We start from the raw sequence: 24,632 nt of genomic DNA, 5'->3' as shown, positions 1-24,632 counted from the left end.
AATGACCCCTTCGCCAAGGCCCTCGCCCCCTGGCCCCCCGGCTGCTCTCCGTGTTGCGGATCGTCGCCGGGCTGCTGTTCCTGGCCCATGGCACGCAAAAGCTGCTCGGCTTCCCCATGATGGCCGGTGGCGGTGCGGGCCCCGCCCTCTTCACCCTGTTCTGGTTCGCCGGGGCGATCGAGCTGGTCGTCGGGCTGATGCTGGTGCTGGGCCTTGCGACCCGTCCGGCGGCGCTCATCGCCTCGGGCGAGATGGCCTTCGCCTATTGGATGGCGCACGGGCCGCGCAGCCCCTTCCCGGTGCTGAACGGCAGCGATGCGGCCGTGCTGTTCTGCTTCGTCTTCCTGTATCTGGCCGCCGCCGGTGCCGGACCCTGGAGCATCGATGCGGCGCGGCGTTCAGCCTGACCCACGGCCAAAGGGCGAGGGGCGGTCAGCCCCTCGCCCCTTCACTGCGCCAGGATACGCGCAGCGCCCCCCGCCAGGACGCGGAGGCCCATCGCCAGATCCTCATCCTTGGTATCCTCGGCCCAGTGATGGCTGATCCCGCTGATCGAGGGCACGAAGAGCATCGCCGCCGGCATCACCTGCGCCAGATACTGCGCGTCATGCCCGGCGCCGGAGGGCATATGGGTCCAGCGGCCCGGCGCGAACTCCTCCGCCGCCGCGGCCAGGGCGGCCTGGAAACCAGGGTCGCAGGGTGCCGGGATGGAGAGGGTGACCGGCTCCAGCCGCACCGTGCAGCGCTCGCGCCGGTTGGCCTCCTGCACCAGCGCGGCCAGGGCTGCCTCCATCCGCGCGATCACCGCCATATCCACGTCGCGTAGCTGGAACAGCACCTCGGCACGGCCGGGGATGATGCTGGGGGCACCGGGTTCGAGGGTGATGCGCCCCGTGGTCCAGGTGCTGCGCGGGCCGCAGACGCGGGGGAATTCCGCGTCGATCGCGGCCAGCAGCCGCACCGCGGTCAGGCCCGCATCGCGGCGCTCGGCCATGGTCGTGCCGCCGGCGTGGTCCTGCATCCCCTCGACCACCAGGCGGAACTGGCGGATCGCGACGATGCCGGTGACGACGCCGATCTGCCGGTCGGCGGCCTCAAGCTGGGTGCCCTGCTCGATGTGCATCTCCAGGAAGCCGCGATAGCGCCCCGGCTCGACCTGGATGCGCGGCAGCCCGGTGAGGCCCGCTTCGGCCAGCGCCTGCCGCAGCGGCTTGCCATGGGTGCGATTGGTCAGGCGGTCGATCTCCGCCTCCTCCAATTGCCCGATGAAGGAGCGGCTGCCGATGAAGCCGCCGTAGTGGCCTTCCTCATCCGCGAAGGCCATGACATCGACCGCGAGGCCGGAGCGGGCCAGCGCGAGGGCCGAGATCACGCCGAGCGCGCCATCCAGCCAGCCGGCCTCGTTCTGCGATTCGATGTGGCTGCCGGCCAGCAGATGCGGCCCGGGCCCGGGATGGCGGCCGAAGACATTGCCGATGCCGTCGATGGTCGCGGTCAGCCCGCATTCCTCCAGCCGGGCGCAGAGCCAGCGGCGGCTCTCCATATCCTCGGGCGTGAAGGTCGGGCGATGCACGCCGGTCTTGAAGCGGCCGATTTCACGCAGCGTGTACAGATCGGCGAGGAAGCGTGCGGTGTCCACAGAAGGCATGGTCGGATCGGGTCCCTGGCGTGAAGCCGCCACCCTCGCCCCTCGGCGCCGGGCTCGCAAGCCGGCCGGATGGGCGACCGCTTAGGATTGCGTTAGAGTCACATTCGGGAGGGCGTCATTGAAGGATCTGCTGATGACCGGCACCACGCCGCTTGAATTTTTCCCCGCCGAAGGAACCCGGATTCCGAGCGGCGCATTGAGCCACGCGGTGCGTTTCGGCGACCTGATCATGCTCTCGGCGACGACGCCCTTCACGTCGGACCGCGATATCGTGCTGAATGATTTCCCGGCGCAGATGCGGCAATGCATGGAGAATTTGCGCGCGGTGCTGACCAACGCCGGCTCCGACTTCGCGCATGTCCTGAAGCTTGAGGTGCAGATGCTCCACCTCTCCGACTTCACGGACATGAACAGGATCTTCGCCGAGTATTTCGAGCCCGGGCACTATCCGGCCCGCGCGACGGTGGTCGTGAAGGCCTTGGTGGTGCCGGAATTCCTGGTGCAGATCCATGGCATCGCGGTGGTGGCGCGCCCGGCGGGGACGCGCGATCCCGCTTAGAGCATTTTCAAGTCGGGTGACTCCACCTGACTTGAAAATGCTTTAGCCCCAGACGCCATCGCCGAAGGCGTCGCGGCCCTCGGCATAGCCGAATTGCAGGAAATGCCGCAGCGGATCGATGTCGGCGGCGGCCACATCCGGATTGGCCGACAGATAGGCGATGGTGTCGAAGGCCTGGCTGGGATCGCGGCCCTCGCGCCAGCCGAATTCGGCGTAATGCGCCATCGGATCGATGCCCGCCGCCGCGACATCGGAATAGGTCGCCAGATAGCCGGGGGCATCGAAGAAGGCATTGGGGCTGCGGCCCTCATGCCAGCCGAAGCTCTGGTAGTGCTGCAGCGGATCGACCCCCGCCGCGGCGACGTCCGGGCTGGTCATCAGGTAGTATTGCGCGTCGAAATCGCCCCGCAGGGCCTGGCCGACCGCCGGGGACGCGCTGCGCCCCTCGCCGCGGCCGAATTCCAGGAAATGCTCCAGCGCGGGCATGCCGCTCGCCGCCACATCCGGGTTCAGCGCGAGGTAGCGCTGCACGTCGAAATTCAGGCCGGGATCGCGGCCCTCGGCGGCGCCGATCGACCGGTATTGCTCCAGCGGATCGGTGCCGGCGGCAGCAACATCCGCATTGGCGGCGAGATAGGCGGAGGTGTCGAACCAGGGATTCGGGTCGCGCCCTTCCTGCCAGCCGAATTCCGCGTAGTGGTCGGCCGGGTGGTCCTTGAACACATAGGTGTCGCTGGCGACGGTGAACTCGTTCCAGATGTCGAGGTTCTGGCTGAGATACCAGAGCGGGTCGAACAACGGGTCGCCATCGGCCAGCAGCACCGGCTGGTTGCTCCGCTGGCCGATCGAGGAACTGCCGGCAAAGCGCTGCGGCGCCCAGAAGGTGACGGTCTCGACATTCACCAGATGATCGGTGCCGAGCGGCGCGGTGACGATCACGCCATAGGCACCAAGCTCTGAGACCGAGACATCATCCAGCCGCTGGTGCCAGGCGGCCAGGTCCTGGCCGGGGCCGCCATCGATCAGGTCGTTTCCATCCACCGCACTCGGTGCCGGCGGCGTACCGGGAAAGCTCTGCGAGGGCTCGGCGCCGAACAAATAATCGTCGCCCTCCATGCCGCGCAGCGTGTCGTCGCCGCCGCCGCCGATCAGCGTGTCATTGCCCATCCCCCCATCGAGGGGATCGGGTCCAGGGCCGCCAGTGAGCATCATGCGATTGACCTGAGGGCGATGGGTTGCGGGGAAAGCGGCCTCCGCTGGGAGACAGCATGACCCAACGCAGGCCAGGCCCCGATGGTTTCCAGGGTGGTCGGGACCAAGCCACCCGCTGCAACCGGAGGAGCCAAGGGATCAGGACACTAGCGGCTCTCCAGCGTCAGCCCGCCATCCACGACGATAACCTGCCCGGTCACCATCGCCGCCCCCGCGAGCAGGAACAGGATCACCTCGGCGATATCCTCGGGCGTGCAGCGGCGCTTCAGCAGCGCCTTCTCGGCGGAAACCTGCCGCCGCGCCTCGGTCCATTCGACCATCCAGGTGCTGTCCACCGCCCCCGGCGCCACGCCATTGACCCGCACATCGGGACCGAGGGCGCGCGCGAAATTCTGCGTCAGCGAAACGACCCCCGCCTTGGTCGCGCCATAGGCCAAGGAGGAACCAGCACTGCCCAGCCCCGCGATCGAGGCGACATTGACGATGGCGCCATGCGCGGCCGTCAGCGCGGGTGCGGCCGCCTTGCCGCAGCGGAACACGCCGAGCAGGTTCACCCCGATCACCGTCTGCCACATCTCCTCGGTGATGCGCTCCAGCTCCTTGGGCGGGATGGCGGTGCGGGTGCCGGGCGTGCCGGCATTGTTCACGAGGTAGTCGAGCCGCCCGAGATCGGCGATCGCCGCCGTCACCATGCGCTCGGCATCGTCCGGATCGGCGACATTGCCCGGTGCCGAGATCACCCGCGCCCCGGTCGCCGCCGCCAGCGCCTCGACCGCCTCCGGCCCGCGCGCATCATCATGCAGATGGTTGATGGCGACGGCGCAGCCGTTGTTGGCGAGCATGGTGGCGGTGGCGAGGCCGATGCCGGAGGCACCGCCCGTCACCAGCGCCGTCTTGCCCGAGAGGTCGTAGCGGATCATGTCGTCTCTCCTGTGCGGGGCCCGGCGAGGGTCCCGATCTCGCGCAGCGCGCGCTTCAGTGCCAGCAGCCGGGCGTCGCGGTCCTGGAACCACTCTTCCGGCGTGTGGGCGGACCAGTCGTACCAGCCGCCGCCGGCGCGCACCCCGCTGCGGCCTTCGGCCAGGCGCGCATCGAGCGGGGTCGAGTGGTCGCGGCGCGGCGCCGGCGGCACCATCTGGTTGCGCAGCGCGTCGCGGGCCAGTTCGAGCCCGGTGAAATCGGCCTTGGCCAGATGCCCCAGGATCGGCAGGCGCAGCGCCAGCCCATGCACGATCGCGGCGTCGATCTCCTCGGGGCTGGCGACGTCCTCCTCCAGCAGATGGAAGACCTCGGCCGAGATCGCCGACTGGATGCGGTTGGCGATGTAGCCGGGCAGGAATTTCCGCAGCACCACCGGCTGCTTGCCCATGGCCGCGATCATCGCGCAGGCCTGTTGGATCAACGCCGGGTCGCAGTCCGGCCCCGGCACCACATCGACGAGGTCCACCAGATACGGCGGCGTGTACCAATGCAGGATCATCGCATGGCCTTGGCGGCGCGCGGGGATCAGCGGGAACGGGTCGAGGTAGGAGGTGTTGGAGGCGATCACCGCCCCCATCGGCGCCACCGCATCCAGCGCCTCGAACAGCACGCGCTTGGCCTCGGGCTGCTCGATGATCGCCTCGATGATCCATTCGGCATCGGCGACGGTCTCGGCCAGATCGGCATGGCAGGTGACGGCCGCGGCCAGCCCCTCGGTGGTGAGGTCGGTCTCGCCGGCCGCGTTCAGGGTTTTCCGCGCGGCCTCCATCAGCGCGGGCGCGCGGGCGAGGGTTGGGGCGAAGCTGTCGGTCAGGCGGACCCGATGGCCCCCGATCGCGAACACGAGGGCCAGCGCGTGGCCCATGGTTCCGGCGCCGATGACGGCGATCTTGGCCATGAATTTCCTCCCGAAAAAGACCGGCGGAGGGTGGCCCCTGGGTCAGCCGCCGTAAACCCCGGGGGCGGTCACCACACCCTCCCGCAGGTCGCGCGCCAGCGCGCCGGGCTCGCGGGCGCGGGGGTCGCCGAAGCCGCCGCCGCCGCTGGTTTCCAGCCGCACCACATCGCCACGCCGCAGCCGGTTGCCGTCGGATTTGGGCGGCAGCGGGGTTTCCACCCCGTCACGGATCAGGGTCAGCCGCCCCAGGCTGCCGGCGCCGCCGCCCGCGAGGCCGAAGGGCGCGAAGCGGAACCGCTCCATATTCGCGCCGAAACTTGCCGTCGGGGAGTCCACCCGCCATTCGCGCAGCAGCCCGAGGCCGCCGCGAAACCGCCCCGCCCCGCCCGAATCGGGCAGCAGCGCATAGCGGGTGATCGAGAGCGGCATCGTCGCCTCGATCATCTCCACCGGGATATTGGCGTTGTTGTGCATCCCCGCCGAGAAGGCCGAGGCGCCATCGGCCCGCGGCGAGGCGCCGACGCCGCCGATCTCGATCTCGACCAGCACCTCGCGATGGTGGCCCGCATCCACGGTCTGGATCGAGGCGACATAGGAGCCGCCGTAATAGGCCGCCGGAATCCGGTCCGGCACCGCCTGGTGCAGCGCGCCGAACAGCACATTGGCCAGGCGATGGGTGATCGAGACGCGATGCGCGACCGGTGCCGGGAAGCGGCAATTCACCACGCTGCCGAGCGGGGCCACGATGCTCACCGGGCGGTAGCAGCCGGCATTGGGGAACAGGTCGGTGTCGGTCGCGGCCATCAGCGCGTAGAACACGGCGCAGGCGCTCATCCCGATGGTGCAGTTCACCGGCCCCGCCTGCTGCGGCGCGCAGCCGGAGAGATCGACGGTGGCGGTATCCCCCGCGATGGTCAGCGCCGCATGCAGCCGCACCGGCGTGCCGGAGACGCCATCCTCATCGAGGAAATCCTCGAATTCATAGGTGCCATCGGGCATGGCCGCGAGGGCCGCGCGCATCTGCGCCTCGCTCATGTCCAGCAGCCGGGTCTGGGCGGCGATCAACGCCTCGGCGCCGAAGCGGGTGGCGAGGCGGATGATCGCGGCCGCCCCCACATTCAAGCTGGCCAGCTGCGATTGCAGATCGCCGAGCATGAGGTCGGGCTTGCGCACATTGGCGCCGAGCATGGCCCAGACCTGCTTGTTGAGCCGGCCGCCCTCGATCAGCTTCATCGGCGGGATGCGGCAGCCTTCCTGGAACAGCTCCGTCGCCGTCGCGGCATAGGAGCCGGGCGCCATGCCGCCGACGTCGATGTGATGCGCAAGTGCCCCGACATAGGCGACGCGCCGCCCCTCGAAGAACACCGGGCGGAACACCAGGATGTCGTTGAGGTGCTGCGCCCCGGAATAGGGATCGTTGGTGCAGACCACATCATCCTCGGCCCAGTCCTCGGCCGTGACATGGTGTTCCAGCAGCGCCCGCAGCGCGTGGCCCATGCTGTTCAGATGCTGCGGGATGCGCGCGGATTGGGCGACATTGTAGCCCTCCGCATCGAAGACCGCCGTCGAGTAGTCGAGCAGTTCCCGCACGATGGTGCTGCGGCTGGTGCGCCAGATGGTGACGTCCATCTCCGCCGCGGCGGCCGAAAGCGCGTTGCGGATGATCTCGATGTCGATCGGGTTCAAGGTCATGCGCTTTCTCCCTTGCGGGCGATCAGCGCGCCGGCGGGGCCGGTGCGCGCGGTCCAGCCGGGGCCGATCCAATGGGTGGAGAAGGCTTCCTCCAGGATGGCCGGGCCGGTGATGGTGTCGGCGGCGGTCAGCGCATCGCGCTGCCAGACCGGCACATCGGCCCAGGCGCCGGCGGTGAAGCAGCGCCGCGTCGCCTTCTGGGGGGTCCCGCCGGCGGGGGCGGCGGCGCGTTCCTCGGGTTTTTGGAGCCGGCCCGTCGCGGTGGCGCGCAGGGTGACGATATCCACCGCATCGCCCTCATTGGCATAGGAAAAACGCTGGCGGTGCATGGTGTGGAAGCCCTCGACCAGCCCGGCGAGGTCGGTGCCCTCGGGCCAGGGGATCAGCAGCTCGAAGGCTTGGCCGCGATAACGCATGTCGGCCGCGAAGGTGATGCCGCGATCCTCCGGCGGGATGCGGTCGGCGGCGAGCGCCGCATCGGCCTGGGCGCGAAGGCCGGCCAGCGCCTCCTCGATCGCAGGCTCGCTGGCCGGGATGGCGGGCAGCAGCCGGGCGCGGGAAAAATCCTGCATCAGATCGCTGTAGAGGATGCCGAAGGCGGAGAGCGTGCCGGGTTCGGCCGGGAACACCACCTCGGTGATGCCCATCTCCTCGGCGACCTCGATCGCATGCAGCCCGCCGGCGCCGCCGAAGGTCAGCAAGGTGAAGGCGCGCGGGTCCAGCCCCTTCTCGAACAGCGAGAGCCGCACGGCGGCGGCGAGCGTCGCATTGACCACCGCCAGCACCCCGGCCGCCGCCTGTTCCGCGCCGAGCCCGAGCGGGGCGCCGACGCGATCGGTCATCGCCGCCCGCGCGGCCGCCATGTCCAGCGCCATGGCCCCGCCCAGGAAGAACTCCGGATCGAGCCGGCCGAGCACCAGATTGGCGTCGGTCACCGTGGGCTCGGTGCCGCCGCGGCCATAGGCCACTGGCCCTGGCCGGCTGCCGGCGCTGCGCGGCCCCACGGTGAGCCTACCCCCGGCATCGACCGAGGCGATGGAGCCGCCACCGGCGCCGATGCTGCGCATCTCCACCATCGGCAGGCGCACGGGCAGGCGGTCGATCTCGCCCTGCGTCACCATGCCGACGCGACCGCCCTGCACCACCGAGACGTCATAGGAGGTGCCGCCCATATCGACGGCGACCATGTCCGGCCGGTCCAGCAATCCCGCGAGCCGCCCCGCCGCCAGCGCCCCGCCCGAGGGGCCGGAGAGCAGCAGCCGCGCCGGCTGCGCCGCGGCCACCGCCAGCGAACAGACGCCGCCATTGGACTGCACCATGAAGACGGAGGGGGTGAAGCCCGCCTCGGCCAGCCGCGCCGCCAGCCGGTCCAGATAGGATTTCACCACCGGCACCAGCAGCGCGTTCAGCACCGTGGTGCTGGTGCGCTCGTATTCGCGCATCTCCGGCGAGACGTCGCAGGAGAGGGAAAGCGCCAGATCCGGCCGCATCCGGGCAATCAGCGCGGCCAGCCGCCGTTCATGCGCGGGATTGGCATAGGCATGGAGCAGGCAGATCGCCACCGCCTCCACCCCGTCGAGCGCGGCCAGGATGGCGGGCAGCCCGGCCTCGTTCAGCGGCAGTTCCACGCTGCCATCGGCGCGCAGCCGCTCCCTGATGCCGAAGCGGCGGTCGCGCGGGATCAGCGTCGGGAAGGCGGCGGGGGACAGGCCGTAGATGTCACGCCGGGCATGGCGGCCGATCTCCAGCACATCGGAAAACCCCGCCGTGGTGATCAGCGCGCCATAGGCGAGCTTGCGCTCCAGCACCGCATTGGTCGCGATGGTGGTGCCATGCAGCAGCAGCCCGATATCGGAGAGGGCAAAGCCGAAGCGCTCGGCGGCCTCGCCGATGCCGCGCAGCAGGCCGATGGAAGGGTCCTCCGGCGTGGTCGGCGTCTTCCAGGCGCGGGGGACCGGGTCCCGCGCGTCCAGCAGCATCAGATCCGTGAACGTCCCGCCGATGTCGATGGCAATGCGGACGGGTCGTTGAGTCATAAGCGGCACATCCGTCCAAATCGGGGGCGACGGATCGATCGGCTTGAGACGGATCGGCCTGCTGGTCACCCCATGTCACGTCACGCTCATCCTGGAGGGGATGGGCAGGCGGGGAAAGGGGTGACCTGGCCGGTCTGACGGGCGGGCGACCGGGTCTGCCGCTTGCTTGTGCAGAAGACCCGGCGGCTCAGCAACTCGGCGGGGCCACGTGGTCGGGCACGCCGATCGGCAGGAAGCTGAAGGGATCGGCGGCCTCGGTATCGACCGAGACCCGCACGGCGCGGACATCCTGCTCGCCGGGCACCATCATGCGGTGCAGCTTCGGCGCCTCGGGGATCGGGTGATCCTCCAGGAAGAAGTGGCTGTCGCCGTTCAGCAGCAGCACCGGGCGGTCGAAGCGGTTGGTGCGCTCCCGCAGCAAGGTGATGGTGTCCTCGAAGCCGGTGCGGGTGCCGCGGCCGCAGCGCTGCGGGTAGAACATGTCGGCCTGGATGCCGAGCACCAAGGCGCGGGCATTGGCCGCCTCGGCGCGGTCGAAGGCGGCGCCGATCCAGGCGAGGTTGGCGGCATTGCGCGCCGCGTATTCGGCCCGCGCCCCCGGCGGCGGGATGATGCGCGACCCCGGGCGCGGATCGTCCTGGAGGTTGTTGTTGCTGCCCGGGATATGCGCGGTGACGAAGACGACGCCGCCATGCTCCCAGCGCGCGTTCTCGACATAGATCGGGTGGGCGGGGTCCACATCCGCCTGGCGCGTCAAGGTCATGGTGCGGCGGCCGAGGCTCTGGTCGTCGGGGAAGAAGCGGTCCCGCACCAGGGCCAGGCGCTCCATCTGGTCGTAGCGCCCGGCGCGGTTCTGCCAGCAATCGGTCCATTCATTGTCGCCGACAGTATAGACCAGGGGCGCCTGCAACAGCCCCATCCAGGAGATGGCGCGCAGCAGCCGCTCATCGGTGCAGATCTCCGAGCCCCCCTTGGTATCGCCCAGGAATAGGGAGAAATCCGGCACCGCCGTGTTGATGATGCCCATCAGCCGGGCGACGCGGCCGATCTCGGCATCGCACCGATCGGGGGCGGAGGGGATGCAATAGGGCATGTCGCCAAAGGCGACGAAATTGAAGCGCTCGGCCTGGGCCGGCAGCGGGGCGAGTTGGGGGGCGAGCAAGACAAGCAGCAGCAGCAGGCGTCGCATGGAGGGCCCCTTCCTTTCGAAAACCGTATGACACTAGCGCATCGCCACGGGGCTGTGCATGACGGGATGGTTGCAGGGGGGGCCGGACCCGGCTACCCGCCCCCGGGTGCATACCTCCGATTTCGATTTTTGCCTGCCCGAGGCCCTTATCGCCCAGGAACCCGCCCGGCCGCGCGACATGGCGCGGCTGCTCGTGCTGCGTGACGGCGCGATCGCCGACCACCGGATGCTGGACCTGCCCGATCTGCTGGAACCTGGCGATGTGCTGGTGGTGAACGACACGCAGGTGATCCCCGCGCGCCTCACCGCCCGCCGGGGCGAGGCCCGGGTCGGGCTGCTGCTGAACCGCAACGAGGGCGGCGGCATCTGGCATGCGCTGGTGCGCAATGCCCGCCGGCTGCATGCCGAGGACATCATCGCCATCGAGGGCGCCGAGAACTGCACCGCCCGGGTGCTGGAGGCGCCCGAGGATGGCGCCGTGCGGCTGGATTTCGGCCCCGACCAGGGCGCCCTTGCGCGCGCGCTGGAGGTCGCCGGCGAAATCCCGCTGCCGCCCTATATCCCCCGCCCCGATGGCCCCCGGCCGGAGGATGCGACCGACTACCAGACCATCTTCGCCCGCACCCCCGGCGCGGTCGCCGCCCCCACCGCCAGCCTGCATTTTTCGGAACGGCTGCTGGCGGCGCTGGATGCGCGCGGGGTCACGCGCGCCACGGTGACGCTGCATGTCGGCGCCGGCACCTTCCTGCCCATGCGGGCCGAGGACCCGCGCGAGCACCGCATCCACGCCGAATGGGGCGAGATCACCGAGGCGGCGGCCGCCACCATCAACGCCGCCAAACGGGTGATCGCGGTCGGCACCACCGCGCTGCGGCTGCTGGAATCCGCCGCGCGCGAGGATGGCACCGTGGCGCCCTTCCGCGGGCTGACCGATATCTTCATCCTGCCGGGGTTCCGGTTCCGTGTGACGGATGGGCTGGTGACCAATTTCCATTTGCCGAAATCGACGCTGTTCATGCTGGTCTGCGCCTTTGCCGGCACCGAGGCGGTGAAGTCGGCCTATGCCCATGCCATCGCCGAGGGATACCGCTTCTATTCCTATGGCGACGGCAGCCTGATGTGGCGGGCATGAGCGCGCTGCGCTGGACCGCCGCCGGCACGGATGGCGGTGCCCGCGCGGGGGTTTTACGCACAGCCCATGGGACGGTGCCGACGCCGGTGTTCATGCCGGTCGGCACCGCCGGCACGGTGAAGGCGATGACGGCCGATTCCGTGCGCGCGACCGGCGCGCGGATGATCCTCGGCAATACCTATCATCTCATGCTGCGGCCGGGGGCGGAGCGGGTCGCGCGCCTTGGCGGGCTGCATCGCATGGCCGATTGGCATGGGCCGATCCTGACCGATTCCGGCGGCTTCCAGGTGATGTCGCTGTCCGGCCTGCGGAAGATGGATGCCGATGGCGTCACCTTCCGCAGCCATATCGATGGCAGCGCCCATCGGCTGACGCCGGAACGCAGCATCGAGATCCAGCATCTGCTGGGCGCCGACGTCACCATGTGCTTCGACGAATGCACCCCCTTCCCTGCCACCGAGGCGCAGACGGCGACCTCCATGCGCCTCTCCATGGCCTGGGCGGCGCGTTGCCGCGCGGCCTTTGTCCCGCGTGACGGCTACGGGCTGTTCGGCATCGTGCAGGGCGGCGTCTTCAACGCGTTGCGGGCCGAGAGCGTCGCGGCGCTGACGGAGATCGGCTTCGAGGGCTATGCCATCGGCGGCCTCGCGGTCGGTGAGGGCCAGGCCGAGATGTACCGGGTGCTGGAGGCGACCGTGCCGCTGCTGCCCGCCGACCGGCCGCGCTATCTGATGGGCGTCGGCACGCCGGATGACCTGATCGGGGCGGTCGCGCGCGGCATCGACATGTTCGACTGCGTGCTGCCGACGCGGTCGGGGCGCACCGCGCGCGCCTATACCAGCCGGGGCGTGCTCAACATGCGCAATGCGCGGCATGCCGAGGACCTGTCCCCGCTCGACCCCGACTGCCCTTGCCCCGCGTGTCAAAAACACAGCCGGGCCTATATCCATCACCTGATCCGCGCCGATGAAATCCTGGGGCCGATGCTGCTCACCTGGCACAATATCCAGTATTATCAGACGCTGATGGGGCGGCTGCGCGCCGCCATCCTGGACGGGCGCTTCACAGAGGAAGCCGCGGCGATCCGCGCGGGCTGGCAGGAGAGAGCGATCGCATGAGCACGCCGACCGATATCCGCGGCCTGACCCAGCTTGGACACATGTCCGGCCTGCCGGCCAATCCCGATGTGCCGGTGCTGGAACGCGTCCCCAACCCGCATCCCGGCATGCATTACGTCGTGCGCTTCGTCGCACCCGAATTCACCAGCCTCTGCCCGCTGACCGGCCAGCCGGATTTCGCGCATATCGTGCTCGACTACATCCCGCGCGACTGGCTGGTGGAGAGCAAGAGCCTCAAGCTCCACCTCTCCTCCTTCCGCAACCATGGCTCCTTCCACGAGGCCTGCACGCTCGACATCGCCCGCCGGGTGGGGGCGCTGCTGACGCCGGTCTGGCTGCGGATCGGGGCCTATTGGTATCCGCGCGGCGGCATGCCGATCGATGTCTTCTGGCAATCGGGCGCGCCGCCCGAGGGCGCCTGGATCCCCGACCAGGGCGTTGCCCCCTACCGTGGCCGCGGCTGACCCGGGCGGCGTCGCCGCCCAGCGGGATATTATCCGCGCCGAGGCTTTTCGCCTCGGCTTCGACGCGGTCGGCTTCTGCCGCGCCGCGCTGGGGCCTGAGGTGCGGGCGCGCATGGCGGATTTCCTGGCCGCCGGGATGCATGGGCAGATGGGCTGGCTGGAGGATCGCGCCGAACAGCGCGCCCATCCCCAGGCGCTGTGGCCGGAGGCGGTGTCGGTGGTCAGCCTCGGCCTCAACTACGGGCCGGAGCATGATCCGCTGGAGGTGCTCCAGGCCCGCGACCGTGCCGCGATCAGCGTCTATGCCCAGGGCCGCGACTACCATGACCTGCTCAAGCGCCGGCTGAAGGCGCTGGCGCGCTGGATGATCGCCGCCTTCCCGCAGGATCTGAAGGTGTTCGTCGATACCGCCCCGGTCGCCGAGAAGCCGCTGGCCCAGACCGCCGGCATCGGCTGGCAGGGCAAGCACACCAACCTCGTCAGCCGCGAGCACGGCTCCTGGCTGTTCCTCGGCGAGATCTTCACCACGCTCGACCTCGGCGCCGATGCGGCGGAGGTGGATCATTGCGGCTCCTGCTCGCGCTGCCTCGACATCTGCCCGACACACGCCTTCCCCGCGCCCTACCGGCTCGATGCGCGGCGCTGCATCTCCTATTTGACCATCGAGCATCGCGGGCCGATTCCCGAGGAGTTCCGGGCGGCGATGGGCAACAGGATCTATGGCTGCGACGATTGCCTCGCGGTCTGCCCCTGGAACAAATTCGCCTCTGCCCATTCAGAGCCCGAATTCGCCCCGCGCGCGGCGCTTACGGCGCCGAAGCTTGCCGAATTCGCTACTCTGGATGATGCGGGGTTCCGCGCATTGTTCAGTGGTAGCCCCATCAAGCGCATCGGCAGGGACAGATTCATCCGTAATCTCTGCATCGCCATCGGCAATAGCGACATCGCCGCTCTTTTGCCCCAGGTACAATCGCTCTGCGAGGATGCCGACCCGGTGGTGGCGGAGGCTGCGCGCTGGGCGGTGGAACGGTTACGATGAAGGCTGCGCTTGTCCTCTTCAGCGGCGGCCAGGATTCCGCCACCTGCCTGGCCTGGGCGCTCGACCGGTTCGAGCATGTCGAGACGCTGGGCTTCGACTACGGCCAGCGCCATGTGGTGGAACTGGCCTGCCGCGACGCGCTGCGCGCCGGCATGGCCGGCCCCGGCCTTGGCCCCGACCACACGCTGGCGGTGCCGACCCTGGCCGATATCGGCGGCTCCGCGTTGACCGAGGATGCCGCGATCGCCATGCGCGCGGATGGGCTGCCCAATACCTTCGTCCCCGGCCGCAACATCCTGTTCCTCACCCTCGCCGCCGCTTTGGCCGCGCGCCGGGGCATCCGCCACCTCGTCACCGGCGTCTGCGAGACGGATTATTCCGGCTACCCCGACTGCCGCGACGACACCATCAAATCGGTGCAGGTCACGCTGAACCTCGGGATGCAGGCGCGGTTCGTGATCCACACGCCGCTGATGTGGCGGGACAAGGCGGCGACCTGGATGCTCGCGGAGGAACTTGGCGGCGCGCCGCTGGTCGCGCTGATCAATACCGAGAGCCATTCCTGCTACCTCGGCGACCGCACCCACCGGCATCCCTGGGGCTTCGGTTGCGGCACATGCCCGGCTTGCGACCTTCGGGCTCGCGGCTGGGCGCAATATGTGGCATCCGCGCCTGTATGATCACACGCCGCACCGAGGGGCTGCTGTTCCTCGCCGCCTTCGCCCTGACCATCCCCGCCGCCAACTGGCTGATCGGCAATGCCGGCACCGTCTGCGTGCCGCAGGGGCCCTGCCTGATCCCGGTCGCCCCGGGTCTGATGGCGCCTTCGGGCGTGCTGATGGTGGGCCTGGCGCTGGTGCTGCGGGATATGGTGCAGCGCCGGCTGGGGCTCTGGGCCGGCGCCTTCGCGGTGCTGGTGGGGGCCGCGATCTCCGCGACCCTGGCGCCGCCGGCGCTGGTGATGGCCTCGGCGCTGGCCTTCCTGTTCAGCGAGGCCGCCGACATGGCGGTGTTCACGCCCCTCCAAAAACGCGGGCTGATCCTCGCGGTCGTCGCCAGCAGCGCGGTCGGGCTGGTGGTGGACAGCGTCATCTTCCTGACCGTCGCCTTCGGCAGCCTGGATTTCCTCGCCGGGCAGATCGTCGGCAAGGCGCTGATGGTCGCGCTGTCCCTGCCGCTGGTGGCGATGATCCGGCGGCGGGATCTGGCGCGCGGCTGGTAGGACGCGGTCAGGCCGAGAGCGGCGCGGACGCCGCCGCCGACCGGCCGCCATTCTGCTGCAAGCTTCGCAGCAACTGCTGCATCAGCGCCTGAACCTGACCGCCACCGGTCGCGGCCTGGCTGCTCTCCTGCTGCCCGAACAGCGCCGCCAGCACATCCGGCCCGAGCCCGCCGCCTTCGGGGGGGCGTCGCACGTCCATCTCGGCTTCGGTCAGGGAGCCATCGCCGTCCGTGTCCCGCCGCGAGAACATGGCCTGGGCGGCATCGGTTGCCGAGGTCCCGGCCGTTGCTGCCGGGCCGCCCGGCAGGCTCTGCCCCAAAGCGGTGAACTCGCTGAGGGTGAGGCCGCCGCTCTGGTCGGCATCGGCCTTCTTGAACAACTGGGCCCGAATCTCGCGGATCTGGGCCATATCCATGCCCGCCCCGCCGGCGCTTGCGATCATCATGTGCCTCCTTCGCCATCGCGCCGCGATCCGGCGCAAGGCAGGCAGTGCGACCGGCGTGCCGGCCTGCCCGGCTCAGCCCGCTCCCAGCAGCGGGGCCAGCGCCTCGGCCATGCTGCTATTGGAATGCCCGACGCCGGGCACCATCCGCACCTGCCAGGCGAAGGGGGCGCCCATCTCCAGCGCGGTCCGCCGCGCCACTTCCAGAAAATTCAGCCCGCGGGCGAGGCGATAGGGGCCCTGCGCCATGGCCCAGGGCTGTTGCGGCAGGGCCGGGTGGTGGGGGTCGATGTCCCGCTCGCCAAGCGCCACGGTCACCGGCCGGGCGAAGGCCAAACGCAGCCCCTCCGGCGTGGCCGCGGTCCCCTCCAGCCCCTCGGGGTAGGGGCGGTCGAAGACCGGCAGCGTGTAGGAGCCGGCATTGGCGATCACCAGCCGTTGCACCTGCGGCGCCCCGGTCATCAGCAGATAGCGATGGACGAATTGCGCCCCGGCCGAATGGCCGTAGAGCGCGAAGCCGCCACCCGGCGAGGACAGCTCGGCCCGCAGCGAGGCGATGGCGCGGTCCAGCGCGAAGAAGGACCACGCCTCCCGCGGCTGGCCATCGCCGGCCCCGCCGAGATTGTACCAGGCCCCGCCGGGGAATTTTGTCGCGGAGAACTCCGGCACCACGAGAAGCAGCTCCTGCGCCTCGGCCAGCGGCGCCCAGGCGTCGCGATAGGCATCGGCATCGCGGCGCAGCCCGTGCATCACCACCAGGATGCGCCCGCCCGGGCGCCAGCCCGCGGGCCGGTGCAGCCAGAGCGGCAGCGGCGCGTCGGTGACGCCGCTCGGCTCGGGCACCTCGATGCGGTAGGAGCCGGTGGCGGCTCGCGCGCCCAGCGCCGGCGCGGCGAGGGCCGCGCCGAGCAGCGCGCGGCGTTTCAGCTGTCGAGCTTGATGCCCAGCTCCCGGATCAATGGCCGCCACAGCGCATTCTCCCCTGCCACAAAGGCGTTGAACTCGGCCGGCGACAGCGGGGTGGCCTCGATCCCCAGGTCGCGCATCCGCTTGGCGATGTCCTCGGAGGCGACGGCGTTGCGCAGTTCCAGGTTCAGCCGGGCGATGACGGCGGGCGGCGTCGCGGCACTGACGCTGATGCCCTGCCAGCCATAGGCGACGGCGTCGTGGCCCAGTTCCTTCAAGGTCGGCACCTGGTCGGCCAGCGGGCTGCGCGCGTCGGACATCACGGCCAGCGCCCGCACCTTGCCCTCACGGATGAAGGGCAGGCCGGTCGCGGTGTCGATCACCACGGATTCCAGACTGCCGGCCAGCAGATCCTGCATCGCCGCCGGCCCGCCGCGATAGGGGACGTGCTCGGCCAGGAGGCCGGTGCGGCGCTTGACCAGCTCCATCGCCAGATGATGCGGCGAGGCGACGGCGGGGGAGCCATAGGTCACCGGCCGCACCCGCCCCTGCGCCACCAGCCCGGCGAAATCCTGGATCGCACTGTCCGGCCGCACCACGATGTAGAGCGGGAAGCGCCCGATGAAGCCAACGCCGGTAAAGTCCCGGTCGGGGTTGTAGGGCAGGCGCGAATACAGCGCCGGGTTATAGACGAGGATGCCATTGTCCACGTGCAGCCAGGTGTTCCCGTCGCCCGGCGCCCGGGCCACGGTGTCCGAGGCCAGCACGGCCCCGCCGCCCGGCCGGTTCTCCACCACGACATTCTGCCCGAGCCGTGGCGACATCTGCGCCGCGATCAGCCGCGCGAAAGCATCCGAGGCGCCGCCCGGCGGGTAGCCCACGATCCAGCGCAGCGGCCGGTCGGGCCAGTTGCCTTGGGCCGCCGCCTGCCGCCCCACCGCGAAGGCCAGGGCCGCGCCGCCCAAAACCCGCCGACCGATCTGCATCATCCGCACCTTCTCGCCTGCCGCACCGCAACAGCATGGGCGGATTCCGGCCGGATCGGAAAGGGGCGTCAGCCCGGTTCCAGCAGCCCGAGGGCGTGAAGCTGGCAGAGAAATGGCCAGGCATCGCCCGGCAGGTCCACGGATGAGGCAGTCGCCTCCAACCCCTGCAACCAGCCGAGCTGCTCGGCCGTGAGCGGCAGCGCGCCGCCGCCATAGCGCAGCGAGGCGCCGCCATCCGGCAGCGGCACGACCGTGGTGTGCATCGCATCCGACAACCGCATCCGCTGCTCCCGCAAGGGCGGGGGCGCCAGCAGCCCACGATGCGGCATCTGCAACCGCTCCGCCGCCAGACGGTCGAGCAGGGCGACCGAGAGCGCCTCCATCAATTCGGGGCTGGCAAGCTTCTGGACCAGCCCCGCGACGCCGGCCGCAAAACCCTGCTCGCCGATGCGCCAGGTCGGGATCGCGGCGCGGAACGCGGGGTCCTGTTCCTCGGCGATGTCGAGGATGCGGCGGATGCCCTCGGCCCAGCAGGGTTCCAGCAGGCCGATGGTGATGTGCAGGCTGGGCTCGCCCCCCGGCTGGGTGGCGGCGTCATGCATGATGCCGCGCGGGATATAGAGCACATCGCCCGGATGCAGCGGGATCGGCAGCGGCTCGCCCTCCGGCACCGCCTGGTTGCGCCAGGGGGTGCGACGGGTCGGGTCGGGCACCGGCTGGCCGTCCCAGACGCGCCAGTCCTTGTGCCCGGCGACCTGGAGCACCAGCACGTCATGCGTGTCGAAATGCGGCCGAAAGCCCTGCGCGCCGGGCGGGGTCAGATAGATGTTCGCCTGGGCGCCATGCAGGAACAGCCGCTCCAGCCCCCGGCAGAACCGGGCCAGCGGCTCGTTCAACTCGTGGAACTGGCTGACCACCAGGGTCGCGCCGGCGTCGAACAGGGCGAAGAACCGCACCAGATCCACCCGGCCATCCTCGAAGGCCCAATCCTCCTCCGGCACCCCGGCGCTGCCCTTGCGGCCATTGTCGGCCATGGCGATGCGGGGGGCGCGGGCGGCCTCGGTGCGCAGGAAGGCGTCCAGATCCGGGATCGAGAGCAGGCCTGCGAATCGGGCAGGATCGCCATGGGCGGCGAAAAAGCGCCAGCGCCGCGCCTCGCGCAGGTCCAGGATCTCCTCCTCCGACAGGCCGGGGAAGGCGAGTTCCGCGGCCTCGGCCGCGAGTGTGCCGCTCATGCGCTTGGGCCTCTGGCCATCGGCGTTCCCCATCCTTGCCTTCGTCGCGGATGGTCGATGCGAAGGGCGGTGCTACGCAAGCCCACGGCGATTGCCTAAAGACAATTCCCCCAGCGGGGTTTGGCGCAGGAGAGAAATTCTTGATGAACGACATGCAGGGCTGGATCGGCCGCAGCCGCGTGGTGACCGACAGCTTCACCGCCCCCGCCGTGCGGCGCATCCGCGCCCTGCTGGACCTGCCCCCCGATCCCGTGCCGGACAGCCTGCCGGCGCATTGGCAGGCGATGTTCTTCCCCGACATCGCGCCGCAATCCGGCCTCGGCCCCGACGGGCATCCGCGGAAGGGCGAGTTCCTGCCACCGATCCCTTTGCCCCGCCGCATGTTCGCCGGCCGCCGCGCGCGCTTCCTGGCCCCCCTGCCGCTGGGCGCCGAGGCCACGCGAACAACCACCATCGCCGCCATCACCGAAAAGACCGGCCGCACCGGCCCCATGGTCTTCGTGACCCTGCGCCATGACATCGCCGCCGAGGGCGTGCTGCTGGTCTCGGAGGAGCAGGATGTGGTGTATCGCGAGGCCGTCGCCCCCGGCGCCGCCTCCGCGACCGCCGCCGCCCAGGCCCCGCCCGCCTCTGCCGCCTGGAGCGACGTGGCGACCCCGGACCAGGTGATGCTGTTCCGCTACTCCGCCATCACCTTCAACGGCCACCGCATCCACTACGACGCCGATTACGTGCGCGGCGAGGAAGGCTATCCCGCGCTGGTCGTGAACGGGGGCTTGACCCATCTGCTGCTGGCCGAGGCGGCGGCGCGGCGCGGCGGCCCGCTCGCCGCCTTCGGCGCGCGCAACATGCGCCCGCTGTTCTGCGGCCGGGCGGTGACCCTGGCGGGCGATGGCGATACCGGGGCGATCCGGCTCTGGGCGGTGGATGACGCCGGGGGCCTCGCCGTCGATGCGACGGCGGAGTTCGCGGCATGAGCGGGGCCAACAACGGCCCGCTGGCGGGGGTGCGCGTGGTCGATCTGACCAGCGTCGTGGTCGGGCCGATCTGCACCCGGACCCTGGCGGACCAGGGGGCGGAGGTCATCAAGATCGAGGCGCCGGAGGGCGACCTGCTCCGCACCCTTGGCGGGCGCGGGCGCAATCCGGGGATGAACGGCAAGTTCATCAACTTCAACCGCAACAAGCGTTCGGTCTGCCTGGACCTCAAGCGCCCCGAGGCGCGGGCCGCGATGCTGCGGCTGATCGAGGGCGCGGATGTCTTCGTCACCAACATCCGCCCCGCGGCGCTGGACCGCCTCGGCTTCGGCTTCGAGGCGCTGCACGCGCGGGCGCCAAAACTGATCCATTGCACCATCCTCGGCTTCGGCCGTGGCGGGCGGTATTGCGACAAGCCGGCCTATGACACGGTGATCCAGGGCGTCTCCGGCGTCGCCGGCACCTTCACCCAGTCCAATGGCACGCCGCGCTATGTGCCCATGGTGATGGCCGACCACATCTGCGGGCTGACCGCGGCCCAATGCATCGGCTTCGCGCTCTACCGCCGGGAGAAGACCGGCGTCGGCGAGGCGATCGAGGTGCCGATGTTCGAGAACATGGCCGGTTTCGTCATGGCCGAGCACATGGGCGCCATGAGCTACGACCCGCCGCTCGGGGCCCCTGGCGACCAGCGCCTGCTCTCCCCGGATGCGCGGCCGCTGCCGACCAAGGACGGCTACATCTCGATCAGCGCCAATACCAATGCCCAGGCCTTCGGCCTCTTCGCCGCGATCGGGCGGCCGGAGCTGAAGGACGATCCGCGCTTCGTCTCCGTCACCACCCGCACCGCCCATACCCCGGAATACTTCGCCATCCGCGCCGAGGCGCTGCGCCAGAAGACCACGGCGGAATGGCTGGAGATCCTGAGCAAGGCGGATGTGCCGGCGATGCCCTGCTCGACCCTGGAGGGGCTGCCGGACGACCCGCATCTGAACGACGTCGGCTTCTTCACCGAGGAGAACCACCCGACCGAGGGCAAGCTCAAGCGGTTCCGGCCCGCCAACCAGTTCGGCGGTGGGATGCGGGAGGGGTCGCTGCCCAGCCCCACCCTCGGCCAGCACACCGCAGAAGTGCTGCGCGAGGCCGGCTGCGATCCGGCCGAGATCGAGGCGATGCTGGCCAGCGGCGCCGCGCGGTAGGCCAGCCCGCATGGCCAAGGCGGGGGGGCTGGGCTACATCCGCCCCGCAATGCCTCGTCTTCCCGCCCCTCTGAACGCGCGCCTGGCCTGGGTCCTGGCGGCGCTGCTGCTGTGGCACTCGGGGCTCGCGGCCTCGCATTGCCTGCGCGCCGGGCATGGGTTCGGTCAGGGGCTGACGATCGAGATCTGCAGCGCCGACGGGCTGCGGCTGCTGCACCTCGATACGGATGAGGCACCGGTCACGGATGCCGTCTGCGCCGTCTGCCACGCGCTGCCGGATGTGCCGCTGCTGGTGCCGGTCCGGCTGCCGAGCCTGGCCTGGGGCGTGCTGCTCGACCCGCCGCATCCGGTCGCCGAGGCCGGGCTGCGGCCCGGCGCCCGCGCACCGCCCTATGCCCCCACGGGACCACCCTTCCTCGTCTGACGCGCCACTGGACCCCACGCATCACGACGAGGATTTCCCACCATGTTCGCACGCCGACAGTTCCTGACCGCCGCCATCACCTTGGCGGCGCTGCCCGCCTTCGCCCACAGCTACACCGCGGGTGAGGTCGAGATCGGCCACCCCTGGTCCCGCGCCGCCCCCGCCGGGCGGACGGGCGCCGGCTACATGACCCTGCGCACCACCGGGGCGGCCGACCGCCTGCTCTCCGCCAGCAGCCCCGCCGCCGAGCGGGTGGAACTGCACACCCATATCCATGAGGGCGCGGTGATGCGGATGCGCCCCGTCACCGATATCCCGGTGACCCCCGGCGAGACGGTGGAGCTGAAGCCCGGCGGGCTGCACCTCATGCTGGTCAACCTGACGGCGGCGCTGCAGCCGGGCGCACGCGTGCCGATCACCCTGCATTTCGAGCGCGGCGGTGATGTCACCGTGGAACTCGCGGTGGAACGCGCCGGCGCCGCCGCCCCGGCGCATGCCCATTAACCCCGGCCCGGCTTGACGCGGCGGGGCGCAGGGCTTTCGCTTTCGGAATGACCTGCGCCCCGCATGCCCCGATCCGCCCGGCCCCGATCTGCTCGGCCCCGATCTGCTCGGCCCCGATCTGCTCGGCCCCGGCCGGATGAAGCCACCGCGCGGCATGGCCGAGGCGAATGCCCATCTTCTGGACCTCATCGCCGCCCCCCTCGCCTCCCCCGCGCCGGGGCCCGAGGGGCATCGCGCGCGGATGCGCCAGCGCCTGCTGACCTCGGGGCCGGATGCACTCCAGGACTATGAGATGCTGGAGATGCTGCTCTTCCTCGCGACCCCGCGCCGCGACACCAAGCCCGCGGCCAAGGCGCTCATGGCGCGCTTCGGCTCCTTCGCCGCGGTGATCGCGGCCAGCCCGATGCATCTGCGGCAGGTCGAGGATGTGGGCGATGGCGTGGTCGCGGCGCTGAAGCTGGTGCAGGGCGCCGCCCTGCGCCTGATGCGGGAGGAGGTGCGCGAGCAGCCGGTGCTGAACAACTGGCAGCGGCTGATCGACTACCTGACCGCCGCCCTGGCGCGGGAGGAGGTGGAGCAGTTCCGCATCCTGTTCCTCGACAGCAAGAACCGGCTGCTGGCCGATGAGGCCCAGGCCCGCGGCACGGTGAACCACACCCCGGTCTATCCGCGTGAGGTCGTCAAACGCGCGCTGGAGGTGCAGGCGACGGCGCTGATCCTGGTGCACAACCACCCTTCGGGCGATCCCACGCCCTCGCGCGCCGATATCGAGATGACGGCGGAGATCAAGGCGGCGGCGACGATGCTGGGCATCACGCTGCATGACCATCTGATCATCGGCAACGGGCGGCATCTGTCCTTCCGGCGGGAAGGGCTGCTGTAGGCGGTGACCCGGCCGCCGCCGCTGTGACGTGCTTGTGCGCTATTGCGCAATTGACCGCCGGGCAAAGGCACGCCCACCCTGCCGCCATGCGCTCCACACCCATCCTGGCAGCCTTGCTCTGCCTCGCCACCGCCGCTCCCGCCCTGAGCCAGAGCAAGCAGCAGGAGGGCGGCCAGCGCCCCGGCAAGGGCGGCGCCCGGGCCGAGCAGGCCGCGCTGCCCCCCAAGCCGGAGGTGCTGCCCCCCGGCGTGATCCCGCCGCAGGCGCAGCAGATCGGCAGCGGCAGCGGCTTCGTCGTCGGCGAGCATCGGGTGATGACCAACCATCACGTGGTCGAGGCCTGCACCTACCTCCGCCTGCGCCGGAATGGCGGGCAGGAGGTCGATGCCCGGCTGATCCGCGCCGATCGGGAACGCGACCTGGCCCTGATCGCGACCGAGGAGGATGTCGGCCCCACCCTCGCCTTCCGCAGCGGCCCCGAGGTGCGGCGCGGCGAGGATGTGATCACCTATGGCTACCCCCTCGCCGGGCTGCTCTCGGCGGGGCCGACGCTGACGGCGGGCTCCATCTCGGCACTGACCGGCATCGGCGACAATGCGCGGCAGTATCAGATCTCGGTGCCGGTGCAGCCGGGCAATTCCGGCGGCCCGCTGCTGGACCTGGGCGGGCATGTGGTCGGCATCGTGGTGTCCAAGCTCAACGCCCAGCGCGTCGCGCAGCGCACCGGCGACATCCCCCAGAACGTGAACTTCGCGGTCAAGAGCAGCGAGGCGGTGGCGTTCCTGCAGGGGCTGAGCGTGCCGCCGGCGATGGCCGAGACCACCACCGTGCATTCGGCGGCCGAGGCCGGCGAGATCGCCGATGCCTCGACCGTGCTGGTGCGCTGCCTGCGCTGATCCTTAAGGGGCCTTCGGCAGGGTGATCCCTGCCAGGGCCTCCCAGACCCGGATCACGAAGGCGTCGTCCTTGGCGCCCTGACCCAGCCCGCGCGCGGCGGTAAACAGTTGCTGCGCCTGCGCCGCCAGCGGCACCGGCAGGGATTCGGCGCGGGCGAGGTCCGTCACCAGCCCCAGATCCTTGACGAAGATATCCACGGCCGAGGTCGGGGTGTCGTTCCCGTCGAGCACATGCTGCATCCGGTTCTCGAACATCCAGGAATTGCCGGCGGCGCTGACGACGACGTCGTAGAGCGTCTGCGCCTCGATCCCCGCCTTCAGCCCGAGCGCCATGGCCTCGGCCGCGGCGGCGATGTGCACGCCGGCCAATAGCTGGTGCACGACCTTCATGGTGGTGCCGAGCCCCGGCTCGCGGCCCATGTCGAAGACCCGCTTGGCCACCGCGTCCAGCACCGGGCGGGCGGCATCGAAGGCCGCCTGCGAGCCGCTGGCCATCACCGTCATCGTCCCCGCCGTCGCGGCCGTGGCGCCGCCGGAGACGGGCGCGTCCAGATAAAGCAGCCCGCGCCTCGCCGCCTCCTCGGCCAGCGCCCGCGCATCGACGGGCGCCATGGTGGAGGAGACGATGCAGACGCAGCCCGGCGCCAGGGAGCCGGCCGCGCCCTCCGGCCCGAACAGCGCGGCGCGGGCCTGGGCGGCGTTCACCACCAGCACCAGCACCGCCTGCTGCCCCGCCGGCAGGTCGGCGGCGCGACCGACCGCCTTGCCGCCCGCGGCGATGAAGGCATCCTGCGCGATCTGGCGCGGGTCCACCCCGGTCACCTCCAGCCCCGGCGCGCGCAGCAGATTCAGCGCGGCCCCCATTCCCATGCTGCCGAGCCCGATCACGCCAACCTGCATCGCTGCCTCCCCGGAGGTGTTTTTCTGGGCCGACGGTTGGCTGGGGGGCCGCGGGGCGTCAAGGCATGATGATGCGCCCCGCCCTTTGCG

General features: G+C 70.5%; 26 protein-coding genes. 14 read left to right on the top strand and 12 right to left on the bottom strand.

Annotated features, from left to right (window positions below; all coding sequences use genetic code 11):
* Positions 1-50: 50 nt before the first annotated feature.
* Complete coding sequence (locus tag C8P66_RS16265; RefSeq protein WP_245903602.1) at positions 51-407, top strand: DoxX family protein; 357 nt, start codon at positions 51-53, stop codon at positions 405-407.
* 41 nt (positions 408-448) lie between these two features.
* Here C8P66_RS16265 and C8P66_RS16260 read toward each other — a convergent pair whose 3' ends face one another.
* Positions 449-1,648: a Zn-dependent hydrolase gene (locus tag C8P66_RS16260; protein ID WP_111399334.1), complete on the bottom strand. Its 1,200-nt coding sequence runs from the start codon at positions 1,646-1,648 to the stop codon at positions 449-451.
* Positions 1,649-1,781: 133 nt separating this feature from the next.
* Here C8P66_RS16260 and C8P66_RS16255 point away from each other — a divergent pair, with 133 nt between their 5' ends.
* A complete protein-coding gene (locus tag C8P66_RS16255) occupies positions 1,782-2,207 on the top strand; it encodes a RidA family protein (protein ID WP_146422907.1) in 426 nt (141 codons plus the stop codon).
* Between the two features lie 42 nt (positions 2,208-2,249).
* Here C8P66_RS16255 and C8P66_RS16250 read toward each other — a convergent pair whose 3' ends face one another.
* The 6 genes from C8P66_RS16250 to C8P66_RS16225 all read right to left on the bottom strand — a co-directional run bounded on the left by C8P66_RS16250 (position 2,250) and on the right by C8P66_RS16225 (position 10,215).
* Positions 2,250-3,419 (bottom strand): hypothetical protein, encoded by a 1,170-nt coding sequence (locus C8P66_RS16250; protein ID WP_146422904.1) that lies wholly within the window; start codon positions 3,417-3,419, stop codon positions 2,250-2,252.
* Between the two features lie 146 nt (positions 3,420-3,565).
* Complete coding sequence (locus C8P66_RS16245) at positions 3,566-4,339, bottom strand: SDR family NAD(P)-dependent oxidoreductase (RefSeq protein WP_111399331.1); 774 nt, start codon at positions 4,337-4,339, stop codon at positions 3,566-3,568.
* Positions 4,336-5,298: a 3-hydroxyacyl-CoA dehydrogenase family protein gene (locus C8P66_RS16240; RefSeq protein ID WP_111399330.1), complete on the bottom strand. Its 963-nt coding sequence runs from the start codon at positions 5,296-5,298 to the stop codon at positions 4,336-4,338. The genes C8P66_RS16245 and C8P66_RS16240 overlap by 4 nt, the downstream gene beginning before the upstream one ends.
* A gap of 42 nt (positions 5,299-5,340) precedes the next feature.
* Entirely contained in the window at positions 5,341-6,990 is a 1,650-nt protein-coding gene (locus C8P66_RS16235; RefSeq protein WP_111399329.1) for a hydantoinase B/oxoprolinase family protein, read from the bottom strand.
* On the bottom strand, positions 6,987-9,026 hold the full coding sequence (locus C8P66_RS16230) for a hydantoinase/oxoprolinase family protein (RefSeq protein ID WP_111399387.1): 2,040 nt from the start codon (positions 9,024-9,026) through the stop codon (positions 6,987-6,989). The genes C8P66_RS16235 and C8P66_RS16230 overlap by 4 nt, the downstream gene beginning before the upstream one ends.
* A gap of 187 nt (positions 9,027-9,213) precedes the next feature.
* Complete coding sequence (locus tag C8P66_RS16225; RefSeq protein ID WP_211314171.1) at positions 9,214-10,215, bottom strand: hypothetical protein; 1,002 nt, start codon at positions 10,213-10,215, stop codon at positions 9,214-9,216.
* A gap of 58 nt (positions 10,216-10,273) precedes the next feature.
* Here C8P66_RS16225 and queA point away from each other — a divergent pair, with 58 nt between their 5' ends.
* Genes queA through C8P66_RS16195 form a run of 6 tightly spaced genes read left to right on the top strand, consistent with a single transcriptional unit; the run spans position 10,274 to position 15,190 of the window.
* Positions 10,274-11,347: a tRNA preQ1(34) S-adenosylmethionine ribosyltransferase-isomerase QueA gene (gene queA, locus C8P66_RS16220; RefSeq protein WP_111399328.1), complete on the top strand. Its 1,074-nt coding sequence runs from the start codon at positions 10,274-10,276 to the stop codon at positions 11,345-11,347.
* Positions 11,344-12,465: a tRNA guanosine(34) transglycosylase Tgt gene (tgt, locus tag C8P66_RS16215; protein WP_111399386.1), complete on the top strand. Its 1,122-nt coding sequence runs from the start codon at positions 11,344-11,346 to the stop codon at positions 12,463-12,465. Before queA ends, tgt begins: the two co-directional genes overlap by 4 nt.
* The gene (gene queF / locus C8P66_RS16210) at positions 12,462-12,929 is read left to right on the top strand and encodes a preQ(1) synthase (RefSeq protein ID WP_111399327.1); all 468 of its coding nucleotides are present in this window, start codon (positions 12,462-12,464) and stop codon (positions 12,927-12,929) included. Before tgt ends, queF begins: the two co-directional genes overlap by 4 nt.
* Entirely contained in the window at positions 12,916-13,968 is a 1,053-nt protein-coding gene (queG, locus tag C8P66_RS16205) for a tRNA epoxyqueuosine(34) reductase QueG (RefSeq protein WP_245903600.1), read from the top strand. Before queF ends, queG begins: the two co-directional genes overlap by 14 nt.
* Complete coding sequence (queC, locus tag C8P66_RS16200) at positions 13,965-14,648, top strand: 7-cyano-7-deazaguanine synthase QueC (protein ID WP_111399325.1); 684 nt, start codon at positions 13,965-13,967, stop codon at positions 14,646-14,648. Before queG ends, queC begins: the two co-directional genes overlap by 4 nt.
* Positions 14,645-15,190: a VUT family protein gene (locus C8P66_RS16195; protein ID WP_111399324.1), complete on the top strand. Its 546-nt coding sequence runs from the start codon at positions 14,645-14,647 to the stop codon at positions 15,188-15,190. The genes queC and C8P66_RS16195 overlap by 4 nt, the downstream gene beginning before the upstream one ends.
* 7 nt (positions 15,191-15,197) lie before the next feature.
* Here the strand turns inward: C8P66_RS16195 and C8P66_RS23910 are convergent, their stop codons facing one another.
* The 4 genes from C8P66_RS23910 to C8P66_RS16175 all read right to left on the bottom strand — a co-directional run bounded on the left by C8P66_RS23910 (position 15,198) and on the right by C8P66_RS16175 (position 18,759).
* Positions 15,198-15,632 carry an EF-hand domain-containing protein gene (locus tag C8P66_RS23910; RefSeq protein ID WP_158537277.1) on the bottom strand — a complete coding sequence of 145 codons (435 nt, stop codon included), beginning with the start codon at positions 15,630-15,632 and terminating at the stop codon, positions 15,198-15,200.
* Positions 15,633-15,707: 75 nt separating this feature from the next.
* The gene (locus C8P66_RS16185; RefSeq protein ID WP_111399323.1) at positions 15,708-16,601 is read right to left on the bottom strand and encodes an alpha/beta hydrolase; all 894 of its coding nucleotides are present in this window, start codon (positions 16,599-16,601) and stop codon (positions 15,708-15,710) included.
* Positions 16,556-17,527, bottom strand: coding sequence for a Bug family tripartite tricarboxylate transporter substrate binding protein (locus C8P66_RS16180; protein ID WP_245903598.1), 972 nt, complete (start codon positions 17,525-17,527; stop codon positions 16,556-16,558). Before C8P66_RS16180 ends, C8P66_RS16185 begins: the two co-directional genes overlap by 46 nt.
* A gap of 65 nt (positions 17,528-17,592) precedes the next feature.
* Positions 17,593-18,759: a cupin domain-containing protein gene (locus tag C8P66_RS16175; protein WP_158537276.1), complete on the bottom strand. Its 1,167-nt coding sequence runs from the start codon at positions 18,757-18,759 to the stop codon at positions 17,593-17,595.
* A 143-nt stretch (positions 18,760-18,902) separates the two neighbouring features.
* Here C8P66_RS16175 and C8P66_RS16170 point away from each other — a divergent pair, with 143 nt between their 5' ends.
* The 6 genes from C8P66_RS16170 to C8P66_RS16145 all read left to right on the top strand — a co-directional run bounded on the left by C8P66_RS16170 (position 18,903) and on the right by C8P66_RS16145 (position 23,642).
* Entirely contained in the window at positions 18,903-19,736 is an 834-nt protein-coding gene (locus tag C8P66_RS16170) for an FAS1-like dehydratase domain-containing protein (RefSeq protein ID WP_111399321.1), read from the top strand.
* Positions 19,733-20,935, top strand: a complete 1,203-nt coding sequence (locus C8P66_RS16165) for a CaiB/BaiF CoA transferase family protein (protein WP_111399320.1) — start codon at positions 19,733-19,735, stop codon at positions 20,933-20,935. Before C8P66_RS16170 ends, C8P66_RS16165 begins: the two co-directional genes overlap by 4 nt.
* A 49-nt stretch (positions 20,936-20,984) precedes the next feature.
* Positions 20,985-21,359: a hypothetical protein gene (locus C8P66_RS16160; RefSeq protein ID WP_158537275.1), complete on the top strand. Its 375-nt coding sequence runs from the start codon at positions 20,985-20,987 to the stop codon at positions 21,357-21,359.
* A gap of 42 nt (positions 21,360-21,401) precedes the next feature.
* The gene (locus C8P66_RS16155) at positions 21,402-21,863 is read left to right on the top strand and encodes a copper chaperone PCu(A)C (RefSeq protein WP_111399318.1); all 462 of its coding nucleotides are present in this window, start codon (positions 21,402-21,404) and stop codon (positions 21,861-21,863) included.
* A gap of 136 nt (positions 21,864-21,999) precedes the next feature.
* Entirely contained in the window at positions 22,000-22,746 is a 747-nt protein-coding gene (radC, locus tag C8P66_RS16150) for a RadC family protein (protein WP_111399317.1), read from the top strand.
* Positions 22,747-22,832: 86 nt separating this feature from the next.
* Positions 22,833-23,642, top strand: coding sequence for a S1C family serine protease (locus tag C8P66_RS16145; RefSeq protein WP_111399316.1), 810 nt, complete (start codon positions 22,833-22,835; stop codon positions 23,640-23,642).
* 3 nt (positions 23,643-23,645) lie between these two features.
* On the opposite strand, the gene ltnD is transcribed toward C8P66_RS16145, so the two are convergent.
* Complete coding sequence (gene ltnD, locus C8P66_RS16140; protein ID WP_111399315.1) at positions 23,646-24,542, bottom strand: L-threonate dehydrogenase; 897 nt, start codon at positions 24,540-24,542, stop codon at positions 23,646-23,648.
* Positions 24,543-24,632: the final 90 nt, after the last annotated feature.

It is taken from the genome of Humitalea rosea, from assembly GCF_003253705.1.
GTDB classification, from domain to species: Bacteria; Pseudomonadota; Alphaproteobacteria; order Acetobacterales; family Acetobacteraceae; genus Humitalea; species Humitalea rosea.
The sequence above is the reverse complement of the archived record's forward strand: the minus strand, read 5'-3'. Positions and strand labels throughout refer to the sequence as shown.